General features: G+C 54.1%; 12 protein-coding genes. All 12 read right to left on the bottom strand.

The window, feature by feature from the left end:
- Positions 1–11: 11 nt before the first annotated feature.
- The 12 genes from tssJ to PMI17_RS16770 all read right to left on the bottom strand — a co-directional run bounded on the left by tssJ (position 12) and on the right by PMI17_RS16770 (position 15,143).
- Positions 12–533: a type VI secretion system lipoprotein TssJ gene (tssJ, locus tag PMI17_RS16825; protein ID WP_007890748.1), complete on the bottom strand. Its 522-nt coding sequence runs from the start codon at positions 531–533 to the stop codon at positions 12–14.
- On the bottom strand, positions 530–3,865 hold the full coding sequence (locus tag PMI17_RS16820; protein WP_007890747.1) for an ImcF-related family protein: 3,336 nt from the start codon (positions 3,863–3,865) through the stop codon (positions 530–532). Before PMI17_RS16820 ends, tssJ begins: the two co-directional genes overlap by 4 nt.
- Positions 3,846–4,982 carry a hypothetical protein gene (locus PMI17_RS16815; RefSeq protein WP_007890746.1) on the bottom strand — a complete coding sequence of 379 codons (1,137 nt, stop codon included), beginning with the start codon at positions 4,980–4,982 and terminating at the stop codon, positions 3,846–3,848. Before PMI17_RS16815 ends, PMI17_RS16820 begins: the two co-directional genes overlap by 20 nt.
- Positions 4,979–5,242 carry a PAAR domain-containing protein gene (locus PMI17_RS16810; RefSeq protein ID WP_007890745.1) on the bottom strand — a complete coding sequence of 88 codons (264 nt, stop codon included), beginning with the start codon at positions 5,240–5,242 and terminating at the stop codon, positions 4,979–4,981. Before PMI17_RS16810 ends, PMI17_RS16815 begins: the two co-directional genes overlap by 4 nt.
- A complete protein-coding gene (locus PMI17_RS16805) occupies positions 5,239–7,647 on the bottom strand; it encodes a DUF2235 domain-containing protein (RefSeq protein ID WP_007890744.1) in 2,409 nt (802 codons plus the stop codon). Before PMI17_RS16805 ends, PMI17_RS16810 begins: the two co-directional genes overlap by 4 nt.
- Positions 7,635–8,150 (bottom strand): DUF3304 domain-containing protein, encoded by a 516-nt coding sequence (locus PMI17_RS16800; protein WP_007890743.1) that lies wholly within the window; start codon positions 8,148–8,150, stop codon positions 7,635–7,637. Before PMI17_RS16800 ends, PMI17_RS16805 begins: the two co-directional genes overlap by 13 nt.
- A complete protein-coding gene (locus tag PMI17_RS16795; protein WP_007890742.1) occupies positions 8,147–8,899 on the bottom strand; it encodes a DUF4123 domain-containing protein in 753 nt (250 codons plus the stop codon). The genes PMI17_RS16800 and PMI17_RS16795 overlap by 4 nt, the downstream gene beginning before the upstream one ends.
- A gap of 2 nt (positions 8,900–8,901) precedes the next feature.
- On the bottom strand, positions 8,902–11,286 hold the full coding sequence (locus tag PMI17_RS16790; RefSeq protein ID WP_007890741.1) for a type VI secretion system Vgr family protein: 2,385 nt from the start codon (positions 11,284–11,286) through the stop codon (positions 8,902–8,904).
- Between the two features lie 38 nt (positions 11,287–11,324).
- Positions 11,325–11,990 carry a type VI secretion system protein TssL, short form gene (tssL, locus tag PMI17_RS16785; RefSeq protein WP_238541554.1) on the bottom strand — a complete coding sequence of 222 codons (666 nt, stop codon included), beginning with the start codon at positions 11,988–11,990 and terminating at the stop codon, positions 11,325–11,327.
- Between the two features lie 565 nt (positions 11,991–12,555).
- Complete coding sequence (locus PMI17_RS16780) at positions 12,556–13,023, bottom strand: hypothetical protein (protein ID WP_007890739.1); 468 nt, start codon at positions 13,021–13,023, stop codon at positions 12,556–12,558.
- Between the two features lie 87 nt (positions 13,024–13,110).
- Complete coding sequence (locus tag PMI17_RS16775; RefSeq protein WP_007890738.1) at positions 13,111–14,064, bottom strand: HpcH/HpaI aldolase/citrate lyase family protein; 954 nt, start codon at positions 14,062–14,064, stop codon at positions 13,111–13,113.
- Positions 14,064–15,143 (bottom strand): cysteine protease StiP family protein, encoded by a 1,080-nt coding sequence (locus PMI17_RS16770; RefSeq protein WP_007890737.1) that lies wholly within the window; start codon positions 15,141–15,143, stop codon positions 14,064–14,066. The genes PMI17_RS16775 and PMI17_RS16770 overlap by 1 nt, the downstream gene beginning before the upstream one ends.
- Between the last annotated feature and the right edge of the window lies 1 nt (position 15,144).

The raw sequence follows: 15,144 nt of genomic DNA, 5'->3' as shown, positions 1-15,144 counted from the left end.
AAATTGAAGAGTTACTTCAATGAATCCAAATTCAGGGTGTTATCCCTTACTTCAATCGTGCGCGGTGTATCTGCATCAAGATCATCGCGGCTTAGTACCCGCTTCCATGTACCACGCTCTCTGTCAGGCTGGCGGAACAGGCCAACTATCGCCACGAACTGCGCCTGTTGCTCCATCGGCATAGCCAGAGTGATGCTTTGCCTTGGCATGACGCTGAGTTGTCGCTGCGCGACCAGGCTCTCTTTCAGCACAATGTCTGGCTGCGTGAGCAGATCGTGGTATTCGGTGTTATCGAAAGTCTGACGTTCGCTGAGCTGGAAAATACCTAAACGCAGTGGCATGGCGTGGTGAGCATCATCCTGATTGATCGCGGCGCGGGCGTTGAAAGTCAGATGCAACCTGTCCACCTGACGATAAAACACCGCTTTTGCCACACTCGCCGTTCCCTGTTTAGTTTTTTGCCAGGCACCGCAACTGCTCAGCAGGATGGTCGCAAAGCAGAGCGGCAGCATGATTAAGAAACGGCGGGTCATGGTTCATCTCCCTGATAAGCGGCGTCATCTGGCGTGGCAGAAACAAAGATGCGTGTCGGCAACCTGAATCCGCGCAGATCGAGCAGCGCTAGCGGGCCGTTACCCAGCTCCGTGCGAATTTGATAGTTAAGTGCCAGTCCATCCGGCGTTGGCCACACCACCCGGTAAATATTGCCGCCCAACCTGGTAATCCGTGCTTTATCCAGCAGGCGGATCAGTCCCCAGCTTCCCGGATGATCGGCATAAATGCGGGTTCCCGCTTTGGCGCTGCGCCAGGTGAGCGTCGTTTGTGGCTGCCAGCGGTTGTCAGGCCAGTTCAGCGTTTGCCAGCTCTCTTGCTGGTTAAAATATTCCAGCTTCTGGCGATCCACCGTCAGCGCAGACTCCACCACCTCACGGGAAGGTTTTGCCATCATCTGGAAATGCAGCGCCACGTCTCCCCGGACAAAGACGACGTTGGCGATGCGCGTCAGCATGTTTAGCGCGTTGAGAAACGCGGGATCAAATGTCAGTCCCTGACTGTGCATGGCATCCGGCACCCAGCGATCACCCTCCAGACGCAGCAGGCCACCTAAACGGCGGTTAACAAACTGCGCAATGCGTCCGGTATCGGTGCGCAAAAACTGCGCCAGATGTGGCAAGGAGACGTCGCTTTCTCGATTAGCAAATGGATAGCGGTCGGCGAACGCTTCATCCCAGGGAGTAACAATGTCGTTCTGCCACTGATGGTTAATGCTCTCTGCGGTTGGGCTAAGCACCTGCTCCCAGGCCTGTACCATCGGCTCCACAAACACCGCCTGACCCAATCCGCTCCACTCCTGGCCGAGACTGGCAGCAATCAGGCTGCCGTAATCGCGGGTATCGGTAAGATCGACCGCTTTGCCCTGAAAAACCGTTAGCGCCAGCGACTGCATCATGGCCTGCGGATCCGGGGCGTTGGTCACCTGCTGCAGACGCAGACGCACGCGGGTGATGCGGGTCAGAAACGTTTGCAGACTGAGGCTCTCTAACGCCGCCTCGCCACTCTCGGTTAGCGACAGTAGCGGTCCAAAAGTGGCATCCAGCGGACCACGCGCGCCCTGTGGTTGAGCAATCCCTTTTGCTTTATCGCTACTGAGTAGGTGCTTTGCTGAGCTCACCAGCGAATCGGTGAGATCGCCGCCGGTTTGTCCGGTGCGGCCCTGAATATTTAGCGTGTTCATCAGCGCAATCAACGGTGATTGACGTATATCCGCCAGCAGGGTGAGCTGGTCAATCGATTCGGATAGGCTCTCTGCCCGCTGCCATTGCAGGCTGTTAAGGAATTTCAGCCAGGCGCTGGCGAAATCGGAGAAGTAGCGCTCGGTCAGTCGCGTCTTAAGCGTTTCCGCAGAGACATCATTATTGCTGGCCGGTTTACCGTCGCTCAGTACCCAATCGATCTCGTCCCGGCGCACCTTCGCCGCTTTCTCAATTGCGGGCTGAATATCCTCCTCCCACGCTTTACGGGTGAAGATGCCGGGCACGGTTTCATTGGTGCTGAACAGCATGCGGCCGTCGGTGCCGCTGACCATCTCGCTGAGCGTCATGTCGGCATAGTCGCGGGCCACGTGTTCAAGCAGCTTCTGGTAGCGATTGGCTTCGGCATTGCTGGCACCCATCTGGCGCAGCAGGGCCGAACGCATACTGCCGACCAGTCGCATATCTGGCTCAAGCCGCCACTCTGGATGCGCAGGCAGATTGGTCATCATAAAGGCCAGCATGTCGCCGCCACTGTTTTGCCAGCTGGCGTCCATAATGCCATCGCGCTGCTGCCAGATTGTCATCAACGTGGTACTGAAAAATGCCGGATCGGCTTGGTCGGGATGCGCCAGCATCAGGTAAGCCTTCAGCAGGTCATACATCTGTTTGGCATCATCTGCCCGCCGCGGACTGTCCGGCGGCAGGTTGCGCCAGTCGCTCATTAGCGTGGTAAGGCGCTGAGCGGAGGCGTCACGCAACAGCGGCATGGCTGACTGCTGCCACGGTTGCCACAGGAAATGCAGCAACGCATCGTTCTGGCTAAGGCCAAAACGCAGGTACCAGGGCGCACCGTACAGCTGAAGGTGCTGCAAACGCTCGATCTCTTTCTGCAATTCCCGCAGCGCGAACAGCTGCTGATGCAACGGCTGGCGGGTATCCGTTGCCGCAGCTGCAAGATGCTGATCCGCCTGCAGCAAACGAAGGTTAGCAATATATGAAAACACCAGGCATGCCATCCACACTGCCAGCAGGCAGGAGCAGAGCATCAGCAATGTTTTTTGCCATGAAGCGCCGTTAGTCAATGGTTTACGCCAGCGCAGCGCCAGCAAATCCCGCCATGCTTTTCCCGGCTGCCAGGCATGAAGCAGGGAAGCACTGCCGGATGTGAGCGATGGGCTGAGCACCAGGCCCGCCAGCGGCAGCGCCCGTGCGCCTTCAGAGAGTTGCGACAGTGTCTTTGTCAGGCGCGCGATGCCGCCGTTGCGCAATGTGCGCGCCAGCTCCAGCAGAAAACTGTGCTGGCGATTAAGATCGGTTTGTTGCATACCACGCTGGACCAGCTGGTGCTCAAGCTCATCAAGCGACTGGCGATAATCGTCTGCACTCTCATCGGGGGCAATAATAAATCCTATGCCTTGCTCGGGAGATGCTGATAGCGACGGCGCATGGCGTTCCCACAGCCACAGCGGGATATCCTGGCCCAACAGGCTGTAGCGTTTTTGCATCTGGCGGGCCGTGGTATCCAGCAGATCCTGCGTCATTTCTGCTTCTGCATTGACCACCCAGACCACCGCATCAGCCAGCTGGCGGCGAATTTTACGCAGCGCCCGAAGCTGCGCGGGCTGCGGATCCGCCTGTGCGCTACCGTGCCACAGCAGCAAGGTATTGTGTCCCTCCAGCCAGTGCTGGGTTGTCAGCCCCGGGATACTCTGTTCGACCAGATGCTCATCCCCGACTACCAGCAGAATGCGCACCCGACTGCGCCAGCGCCATCGATACTGGAAACGCATCTGGCTGATAATATCCTGCACCCTCTGATTGTCTGCTGGCCGCGGCTTCTGCGTTCCCGTTGCACCTGTTACCTCACATGCCTGCAGCCGCACCAGCCAACGCCAGGCGAGAATAAACAGCGGGCAGAACCACACCAGCGTCAGCCAGACGATCAGCGACCAGAAGGCAATCTGACGCGGCAGAGCTTCAGGCAGATCAAGGCTACTGCCAGCAAAGTAATACAGTCCGGCGCCGATCAGTACCAGCAGGGTAATGGCGATCAGATAGCCACAAACCAGCCTGAACAGCGAATATCGCGGGTTAGTGCGTAAGGTTTCCACGGGGAACACAAACTCCTGTAATGTATCGAGATTCCCTATCTGCGGCGGTCCAGCCGCAGGACTGACCGTTGAGCGCAGAGAGCAGCGCCAGCGACCGTAAGGTAAAAGGTGTGATTTGCCCGGCGTTGCCAAGCCACGGAGCAAGCACATGCTCCAGAGCAGACCAGCCGCCATCTATCAGCGCTTCCATCTCTGGGACATCCGCCGCAAGGACCCGATCCGGCACATCAGCCAGCCCGGCGTAGCGGGATAGCTGCGACACGGTCTGCGCAGCCGTTTCACCTGGCACTGGCTGCCAACACTCTGAACGGTGCAGCAGCGCCGAGCCTCGCGGTGAGCAGAGCCACGCAAAGGCGGCTTCTCCGGTGATTTGCTTGTCAGCAGGCACGCCTTCGCCACTCCCGGCGCACAGCAGCAGGGCAGGGTGAGTTTCAGCGATAAGATCGATAACGGTGTCAGTGCCAGTGCGTGACGTAAGCCGGAGAATTTCTTCGGGCAAAAACATGCCCTCGGCCAGCAGCGTTTCTCTAAAGGTGGCCAGGCTTTCATCACCACCGAGCCAGCAGAAGTGCGTGATAAGGCGTGTTTGAGCTGCCTGACGAAAATGGGCTGCTAAGCGGTTAGCGAGATAAGCCGCCAGCAACGCAGAGCGATCGCGTGTGCCGTTCAGCACTAACGGGCAGCGCAGCACGGCGTAACCTTCAGCATTGATACCCGGCTGCGGTAAGTCCGGCGGTTGCGACAACAGCGCCAGATGTTCGGCAATGTCATCCCCGATGGGCGTCACCAGCAGTACGGTTTCAACCGGTAATGCCTGGCTACGCTTGCTCCACCAGGCATCCAGCGCCAGCGACGTTTCGGCATGGTGCGTCCGGCTGTTATCGGTGTTTTGCAGCCATATAAGCCAGCGCAATGCCACCGCCAGCAACCAGCACAGCAATGGCAGCACTAGCGTCCAGAACCAGAATAGCGGCGAGCGGGTTGGTTTCCCTTCTGGCCACAGCAGGATGGTAGTGATTGCTGTGATAAACAACAGCACGGGCAGCGTCACCCACCAGCGCCGCCAGCGGACAGGTTGAACGGCGGTATAGTCAGCATAGACCGGAGGTTGATTCATCCGCAGATATCCATATCCGGCAGTGAGCTGACCAGCGTGCAACCGCAGGCGCACCGGTGGCCATCCAGCGCCACGGGCTTACCGTTTACGCTGCTGTTAGGCGCTCCCTGCATGATGGTGGTCATTCCGTGCTCGTTGCATTTCGCTTTATCGTTAACGCAGGCCACTGGCTTGCCGAAAGCCTCGAAACTGCCGCTGAGCACTTCGCCGCCGTAGGGTTTGAGCGTATCGCCAACGCGCACCAATTTTTTGAGCGTCATACCACTTTCGCTCCTGATGATTTAAGCATGTCGATGGCAGAGGTCATCATGGCTTGGTGTTGCGCAGCTACCATCTGTTGACTCGCTAGGGTGACTAATGCGGCTGGTTCACGAGTGGGTTGTAACAGTGCATCAGTGCCATCCTGAAGGGGAATAGCCTTGCCGGTTGTATTGTCAATAATCGTCCAGAATGGAACGGGTTTTTCCACCCGGTTATCTGGGAGGAGATTCTGCATGTTTATGTTCGAATTATTAGGAGCATACAGCGCATTATTTTTAACGCGATATGGCGCTCGAATCTGCGTTAAAGGGACGCCAATGAGCTGTTGATTAATTGAGAACAGATATTGATGTTTATTGCTCTCGCTACCGTAGTAAATGGAACGGTAGAAGAAATAGCTGCCCCATGGCTCTCGCGTGCCCAGCGCGTAGTGCATAAACCAGGCGCGTGAATCGTGAATTTGATCGTCGAACAGTGCGACCACCAGCGCCATGGTGGCATCATTTGTCACCGTGCCCTGTTTGAATGAGAACAAGCGGTGATAGAGCGCTTCACCATCCTGTTTAATCTCGCGGTATTCAAGTGCTTCATCATCGGTATTCAGCATCCAGACAATGCCTTTCGGGATTTGATTGAGAGTAAATTCGCTCCAGCTCTGTGGCCGCATTTTACCCAGATAGTCGCTTTTGAATTCGTCTGCGGCTTCCTGCAACTGCTGTTTATCAATCAGCGGTTCGAAGTCTGGCGGACCAGCCTGATTCAGCATGCCATCAGCCCCTTTCAAAGCAGGATTCAGTTTGGCCGCTCGGCGTAAATACTCATTTTTTTCAACTTTTTCATCGTGGGCTTTCTTAACCTGCCCCTGCATTTCTTTCGAATGCTGTTTGGCTCCCATATAAAAGGGCTGGCTGGCATAGCTACTATTCGCATAACGGCCAATGCGCCAGGCAGTGATTAGGCCAATCTGATCGGCAACGGCTTGATCGAGTGATTGGGACAAAAGATGTGGTATATATCCGTCTGACACTAGACATTGCTGGCCGATGTCAGTTTCACTACTTAAATCTTTTTCAGACAAGATAGTTTGCCGCCAGGCATTGAAGCGCTGTATCAATGAGATGCTGACTGCATATTCCTTATAAGTATTTGAAGACATTACACGTGACGGTTTTTTTTGAAGTAAATCGTCAGAAATTGATTCTTCAGGAACGGTCAAAGGTGCTCCGGCAGCAAAAGCCGCTGCATAAAGATCGTGCAGAATAATCTGTGATAACAGATTCCCTGGATAGTTGGGATCAGCGCTATCTTTGCCCGCAAGGCCTTTACCCTGATCGCCCTGCGGATAACCGCCGCCAATATCGGAGTGCATACCTGCATAAATAACTTCCTGCGTTGCTGGCGGGTACCCACCTCCCGGACGGCACACGGAATCAAGAGGGAAGCAAAGTCGCTGCTCATGCGCCGCAACAAAATGACGGCAGCATTTGATCAGGTTGGAGAAACGTTTTTCATTGGGCAGCAACTGGGTGTTATTTGCCCATCCCATATGCCCATCAACTAATGGCGCAACGTGGGCAATACCCACTGAAGGCACGGTATCCAACAGCCCCAAAAACTCAATGCTTAACGGGATACCAAGTATGGCTTGTTCAGGCTTATCAGCTCCTTTTGGCGTTTCAAACAATCCGGTAAGCCAGTTAACAAAGGTGCGTGCTTCTGCAGCACCTCGGGAGAAGCCGTATATAAAGAGTTTAATCTTAAGTAACTTCGGTTTGGCCGTAGCAACCTTAGAGCGGATTTCACTATTCAGAAATGAATAGAATGCAGCTTTACGGCTTTCGGGATTATCAAAAGGCCAGTCGGCTGCCATCCGTGAAATTTTGCTCTTTGCTTCTGAAGCGGAAATACGTTTTTGGCCTTTAGTTAAGGCGTGTATTGTGGCATCCGCTAACATCAGCAATGCCCAGTTAATTCTTGCTTCACCTCCAGTGGCATAGGCCAGACCAGCACCGCTGTAATTCATTTCCCCGATTTCGGGAAATGCCGTTCCAACCCCAGGCATGTAATAACGATAGTACCCATCATTTTCGGCTACCTTTTCGTAGGTAGCGTGATAAAGCTTGGCAATATTGGTTGGGTGCGTAGGGTTGGAGTGATGAGTATCGTTGTCTTCGTTATTGCCGGTGCCGTCGAAAAAGAAGCTGATATGCAAGCTCTGCGAACAGGTAAAGCCCGCACCGCTGCGCAGCCCAGTTTGTGCATTAAACTGATTTAAATACTGCTCTTCTTCCCGTTTCTGCAGAAGATAATTGTCAATCACCTCCTGCTGAGAAGCAGGTAGACGTCCATCATCAGGAAAAAGAGGCGGAGCCCATACCGCTGCTCTGATTTTTACTTGGGACATGTCACTGGCTCCTGCATATCAGTGGGCTCTTTAATCGGATATGTATCCGCACCATAGCTGGCTATACCGGCATAAACTTTGACCTGACGGCAGGGCAGAAAATGAACGGTGAACCCTGCGCTTTCATCGTATTCAGGGACAGAAACATCGGCACTGTACCGACGATACTTGGCCTCATGTTTTGCTAAAGCTTTAGGCTCAAAACCTACTCCTTTTGTCAGTCGTGGTATTTTTTCGTGAGGATTTGGATCGATTTCCCACTCAATATGTGCCATCAAGTCAGGACGCCATTTATCAGGGATCATGACGCAGCAATACCCCCCGCCAGTTCCGGGCACGCGATAACCATTAACGGAAAACCAGTTAATGCTTTGTCCGGCTACATGGTTAATTGCGCCCACATTTCCTGCACTGGATTCACTGGCTCCCGATTGATCGCACCCTGCTAAAATAACCACGCAACTCAAAATAACGTTTCTTAAAAAAATGATTGTATTGCTCATTGGCTATGCTCCGTAAATGCCAATAAATCGCCCAGAAATCCTGCCTCGCTTGCCTGCAGTGCTATTTGCAGGCAGCGTGCATACTTCGCTTCTTTTGAAATCTCTGGTTCGCTGATTTTCAACATCAGCGCCTCGGCATCGCTGATACATCCCATTAACTCCACCTGTGCATCACTAATGCGATTCATCGCCGGAGCATCAGTAAGCTGTCGCTCCGGGTGCCATGTGCCGGTTTTCCACACTAGCTCGCCATCCCGATCTCGCCAGCTCCAGAACAGCGCGATATCGGTGAACGCCGCCTGCTGCTCCGGGGTCAGAACGTGTTCCAGCAGCGACGGAAACACGCGGTTGTCGTAGTAACGCAGTAAGCCGGTTTGCTCTTCCCAGTGAACCTGAGAGAGTGCCTGCAGATGGCTGCTCAGTAGATCGAACGCCAACGGTGATAGCAGTAACGTCAGGCGCGGCGAGCCGGTGAAATGCTCCACCAGCTGTTCCAGCCAGCGCTGGTGGCTGCCGGCGCTCCAGTGCAGTCGCATTACCAGCGGCGAATACTCTGCCGTTGCGGCTTCCGGTGTACCTTCGAATAGCGCGAACCAGCGTAATGGCGGGGTTATCTGGTTCAGCGCCTGCTGCAGCGGCTGCACGCTACCGGCCTGATCTACCAGCACATCGATATAATCCTGCCCGGCTGCAGTGCAAAGGGCAGTAGCCTGCTTCAGCCATGCTTTGCCGTTATCTTTATTTGTCATCGTTAGCCCCGCGGCGCAAAAGCCAGCGCCGCCTCCTGCGCTTTTTTCAGGCACGCTTTGCACACCGATTTAGGCAGTTCTGGCAAGTGAGTTTCTTCGCTGGCGGGAGTATCCCAGGCATGCGCGCCACGGATGCTGGTTTTACCCGGCGAATGGATCTGAATATCGCCTTGCGGCGTGATCCGGATGGTTGCGCCACCGCAGCCCAGCACGATGCCGTTTTTCGCGGTCAGCCGCAGCTCCCCCTGCACGGTCTGCACGCTGATATCTTTCATCGCCGTCAGTCCCAATGTGTCAGCATGGGATTCCACCCTCAGCGGTCCTTTGCCTGACACCATGCGGATTCCCTCCTGCTGCGATAGCAAAGAAATCGCCTGATGGGCGTTGACCTGAATACGTTTGTCGCTGGCAATACTGGTTTCTGTCTGGCTTTGCAGGTGCAGAGTGGTGCCTGAATTAAGCAGGATGCTTTTGGGGCTAACCGCACCGATACCTTCCGGTGCGCTCAGCAGCATTGCCGGGGATTTCAGCTGATCGACTGCCGTCAGATAAGCCTTGAGATGGGCGGCATCGGGCTGGAAATTGTGGTGTGACTGCGTGATGGTTTGCCAGTCGCTAATCTGGCTGAGCGCACCTTTGATAAGGCATAGCGCTGGGGCCATCTCCAGCACCTTACCGGTTGCGGTAATCTGCGCATCTGCAGTAAGGAAAAGACCTTTACCGGCACGCAGCGTACCCGTACTGTCCGTGCGCAGTTCGAAACCTTCACCCCGCTTAGTGCGGGCATTATCAACAATATGACCGAGTGATAGCTGGCTCTTACCGCAAAATTCCGTCGAGAGTTTGACATGCTCATAGCCCCGACGATCCTCAAACCTGAGTTTGTTGTTTGCCGGCGTCATCAATACATTGCGTTGATAATTATAGAGATTAACCGGGTCCTCATGACGCGAGTCATGCATCGAGCAGAGGATGTACGGCCTGTCGGGATCGCCGTTGGTGAAGGCAATCATTACCTGCGTTCCGGCTATCAGCGGGAAGTGCCAGCCGTAGACATTCCCTGCATAGGGCTTCGCTAACCGCACCGGCACGCTTTCAAAACCAGATTGCCATGACGCATTCACATCGAACTGGAACCGCACCCGATAACGTCCATGTTCATCAAGTTCGGCATACTGCGCATTGTCAACCGGGCTGGTTACGCGTGCCAGCAGTGTTCCCGCAATGTGCGGCCAGGTTTTCAGCGGTGGGCGATAGGGACTGTAGGAGCGTACCGGTACGGCGGTGAAACGAATAACGTAGGCAGTATCACGTGAAATTCGGGTTGAAGAGGTTGCAATGACCAGCAGGCCATCGGGCGCATCCGTCCACGCTTTGCCTTGTGGCGAGATGACCATGCCTGGACGAATCTCCATGGCATTGGTGCTGCCTGCAAAGGTGATTTGCTCGGTGATCAGACGTTCCTGGCGACGCCGGGCAAACCACTGGCCCTGTTCCGGCAGCGCCTGACATTCTTTACCTCGCTCCTGATAATTCTCACCGTAGCGGTAAAGCGTTCCAGTCAGTGCCGGTTTATCGGGATCTGTTTCAACCTCGGCCTGCATGTCATCCTGCGCATGGCGGTAATACTCATCATTGAGTTTTGTGCTTGCTGCAACCGACTGATGGTTAATGGATATATTCCACAGTGACTCCTGTCCACCATCAAACAGGCCTGACGGATGACGAAATGCAATAGGCATTTCTGAGGCGTATGCCTGAGCGCTATCCCCCAGCACCAGCACATCACGGTGATTTTCTTCATCCCAGCTGAAGTAATAAAACACGCCAATACGTGCGAGGTGGCGCTCAATAAATGCAAGATCGCTTTCGGCGTAAGAGATATAGAAATCGCGCACCGGATACTGCGTGCTTAACTGGAAGTGATAATCGAGTGAAGAGAATTCCCAACGTTTCAGAATGTCTTCTACTACACCCGGCACGCTCATGTGTTGATAAACGGCATACGTGAGGCTGGATCGTAGCAGTGCCAGGCGAGACTCCAGCGTCACAACATATCGCGTTTCATCAGCAGAGGACTCACACTGCTGAAAAGCAGTAACCACACCGCGCAGAATGCGTGGCTCTACCGATTGCCAGGGTTGACCGTCGGGATAAAACAGCAACTGAGCCGCGCTGTTAATTAAAATCTCAGCCGGAATATCGCGGGTAGCACTGGTTATCTCAATGGTGTAGCGCCAGGGCGTATTTAACGCCTCCTCACCATTAAAACGCAGCACCGATAACTGAATATCCGGATGCTGGTTTTTCAGCGCAGAGATGTTTAGCTGATAGTGGTTATAAACCGGCGTAGTTCCGCCCTGGAGAACAAAATCCTTTCTGCCCATTAACAGATTCCTTCCTGAAATGTGTATTGGTCTGGCGTTTACCCTTTGCCAGTCAGATATTGCAGATGACCGTTCATGATGAATGTGGCAATGGCAATGGCAACGATAATACCGCTACGAATAAGCCAGGGAGCGCGCTGCCAGAACGATGCTTTATAGGGTGAACGCTGAATAAAAACCGGTTTGTCGGGTGATTCAGCCTGCTCAGGTAATAAGGCTTTTAGCTTTTGCATCAGCGAAATACGCTCTTCGTTATCTTCAGTAAGATATTTTCCGGTATAGCCGAAGCGCAACATGCGGTAATAGCAGGCCACAAGAGTTTCCGCAGGCGCGGGTTCATGCAGCAGCTTCCTGATGCGTTCGTAGAAGATCTCGCCCCCATTAAGATGAGCGAGAAAGTATCCCTGTAGCGGCGAGCGTTTCCACCAGACAGAGATGTCTGTATCCGGGATCGTCATGATCAGTTCATCAAGAAATACGCTATGCGCGAACGTGATCTCCTCGCAGAAAATAGGGGGCTCACCAGCGGCGAGGAGTTTATCCTGGACCTGCTCGATCAGGGTGAAACAGCGCTGGTAGAGCGCATCATCAATGGTGATGGTTTGTCCGTTTCGTATGGCGAGAGACAGCAGCCAGGTTTCCTGCATCAGAGTGTCGAGGGTATTAATTGAGATGTTGTGATCTGTAGAGGTCATGAGCACCATCCTGGTAACTACTGAGTAATGTTAATCCCTTAACCCGATAACAAATTTAATCGAGTGCATTGCCAATGCTTATTACGAGTGCAGTTAAAAAGCTGGACGCTGTGCTTTTCGCGCAATGTTTAAACTTCAGTGGCGATGAAGGTATTACATTGAGTGATAGTTTATCAAGCTGGAAATTCAAATTTTGGAATGCGGCTCTATTTACGAATTGATTTTAACGATGCTGTTAAAAGTAACTTTAACGTAATCTATTAACAGGTGCTAATAGGTTATTATCGTTGATTTAATTGGGTTTTAATTTTTTGGCTTGGTTTGCAGCATACGATGTCATTAAACCGCAGCGCTACAGCCTGATGGAGATAGTAAGGCTATATTTATCCGGCGAGGAGTGTGTATGCGCGAAAATGAATGAAGTTACGGTGGCGTTAATAATGAGAGTAAAAAAATTATATTGTTTTGGCTTTAATGAGTTTTGCAGTTTTATGTTCTCATGGAAGTTTTTAACTAACGTTAATGCATATATTTACCAGCCTATTTTAAGGTCGTTTTTAGATATTATTAACTTTTACTTTTTTACCTGCCGCAACCGCGCAATCAACTCATCCAGCCCGCTCTCCACCAGCATCTCCACCGCATCGCTCCGTGTAGTTTCACTCAACCGCACCACCTGATCGATTTTCCTTAAAACAGACATGCGTAATGACAGCGACACCGCTTTCTTTTTCTCTTTGTCGAGAAATACCCGGCTGACGGTTTCGCTCTGCTGCAGTTCAGCGTTGAGCTTGAGTGCTTCATTAATATGACGCAGGCTTTTTTTGTCGAGTTTGCCAGCGTCAGTCAACTGATAGCAATGGGTGAGGCGGCTGTACTTGATCTCCGCAGACCAGGATTCACGCAGTTCTTTTAGCGCGCGCGTCAGCGTGGGTTCGGAGCAGTCGAGCGAGGCTAAAATGCGGCTGGACGCTATCGGTTTGCCGCTGCTGAGCAGTGAGGCCAGCATAAATACGCGTGTCTGTCGGGTACTGAGTTGCATGGTCGATTGAGGCCTGCGTTAATGTTCAATGGTCTGTATCGCCCTCCTGGCAAACGGTTTTCGACAGTATCAGAGAGTGTTTAAATATCAGGTAAATAGGTTCCGAAAAACCGGCGCATCCTCAGATCGGGTATCCGGTGCAATGCCATATTCCTGCGCGCGCGCCAGGATCGCGGCGGCCCAGCGGCGATGCGTCGCCGGTTCGCACATCGCGCCCTGCGATTTGAAAACCGCCTGGCTGGAGTTGAGGATGCGGAACGCGTCAGCCTGATCGCTGGCCGAAACCATCAGCATCTCCTGAATCTTGCCGATCTGGCTGGGATGGATGGCGGTTTTGCCGACCAAACCGTGCGCGATATCCAGTGCCAGTTCCTGATCCATAATCTGCTGATCGTCGATGTGCTCGCACACCGGTGCGGTCAGCGCAAAATCACGCGAAGCAAACACCGCCACCAACATTTTAATGGTGTAACCCATCGGACTGTCATACAGCGTGAATTGACGCGAGCGGCGCAAAGAGAGCACATTCATCAAGTCGTTACCGCCAATGCGCAGGGCGATCACCCGCTGGCGGCAGGGATGGTTCTGTAGCGTGAGAGCCAGCTCGCGCATCGCCACCACGTCAAACACCTCTTCGGTTTCCAGCGTCGGCATCATGCACAGATGGCTCGGTTCGATAATCTGCCACCATACCGGTAACGAATCAGCGGTGAATTTCGGCAGCACAAAACCATCGATCGCGCTGAGGTTGAGGTTTTTCACTAGCCATGCGCCCATCTCGCTGTTGCGTGGACGGACAAAAACCAGCGGCCACTGCGCGTTGCCATTGGCGCGCTGTTCGGCATTCAACACCTGCAAAATTTGCTGCAGATTGTGCAGCGCCTGCGGCAGATCGGCATCACTCACCGCATCTTCCAGGCAGATCACCAGCGAGCGCAGGCCGCTGATTTTATTGTGCAGAATGGCATCGACGATATCGCTGCGCACCGCCGGCATATATAGCGTTGCGCCCAAACGCCACGGAGAGAGACGGTCGTTCATCACAGCACCTTTTTGATTATCGTCACGGCGCGGTATTGCCCAAGATCGGCTCCCGCTTCTGTGATGGTTAGCCCTTTTTGTTGGGCCAGATAGACCAGCAGCGCCACGTCGGGATCGTCCACCGAACGCACCAGCACCTGATCCGGCACGCGACGCAGCACGGCGCGCGTGGCTTCGGCGATGCCCGGTTTGATGCGATTAATGCTGTTCACCTGATAACGTGCCGCCAGCATGGCGATCACCGCTTCACTTTGCGCGACTAGCCGTTGCTGATGTTGTGGCTCCTGCTGGCAAGCGGGCAGGGTGCTGATATCCAGCGCGCGCGCGTATTCTGCCACGGTGTTCACCAACTGCTGACTGCAATCGTATTGCGCTAAGTGGTCGCACTGCACGCAGCCGTGCAAGCCCTTTTCAGACCACAATGAGCGCGAGATCAAGCCCGACACCGGCGCGCCCATAATGCCAAACGGGATCAGCCAGTCATCATCGCTGGCCGAAAGCCACGCCCGGCCACAAGGATCGGCCAGCACCACTAAACGTGGTTGCGCCGGATAGCCGGGACGCTGTTCCAGGCTGCGGATCAGTTCGCCGGTGATGGCGCCTTTGCCGGTCCAGCCATCGACGAACACAATGCCGTCGCTGCCGTGGCGCGCTTCAATGATGTTCAGCGCCGCGCTATCAATGCCGCGATCGCGGATGATGCTGATGCCGTAATGATACGATTCGCGGCCCATCGCGCGCAGCGCCTGTTGCAGCATCACGCCGAGCGGCACGCCCGCGCGCACCAGGCTTGCCAGCACAATCGGCGTGTCGCCAAACTGCTGTGCCAGCGTCCGCGCCAGCATGGTGACCTCTTTCGCCAGCCGGCCCGCGCCCTGATCCAGCGCGCGGGAAAACAGCTCGAGGTGCCAGCGCGTCGGTTCCGGTTCCTGGCTCAGCATCTCGGAATAGTGACGCGCGCCGGATTGGATCAGCTGCTCTTTTTGCTCGACCGGCGTCATGTCGATTTCAACCGGTTTCAGCAAAAATTCGACGTCGCCGGGTTGGTAGGATCCAGAGAAAGGCAGGTTATTCACCATC

Origin of the sequence: Pantoea sp. GM01, assembly GCF_000282675.1 — a bacterium.
GTDB lineage: Bacteria > Pseudomonadota > Gammaproteobacteria > Enterobacterales > Enterobacteriaceae > Pantoea > Pantoea nemavictus.
Note: the sequence above shows the minus strand (reverse complement) of the source record. Positions and strands in the feature narration are given on the sequence as shown.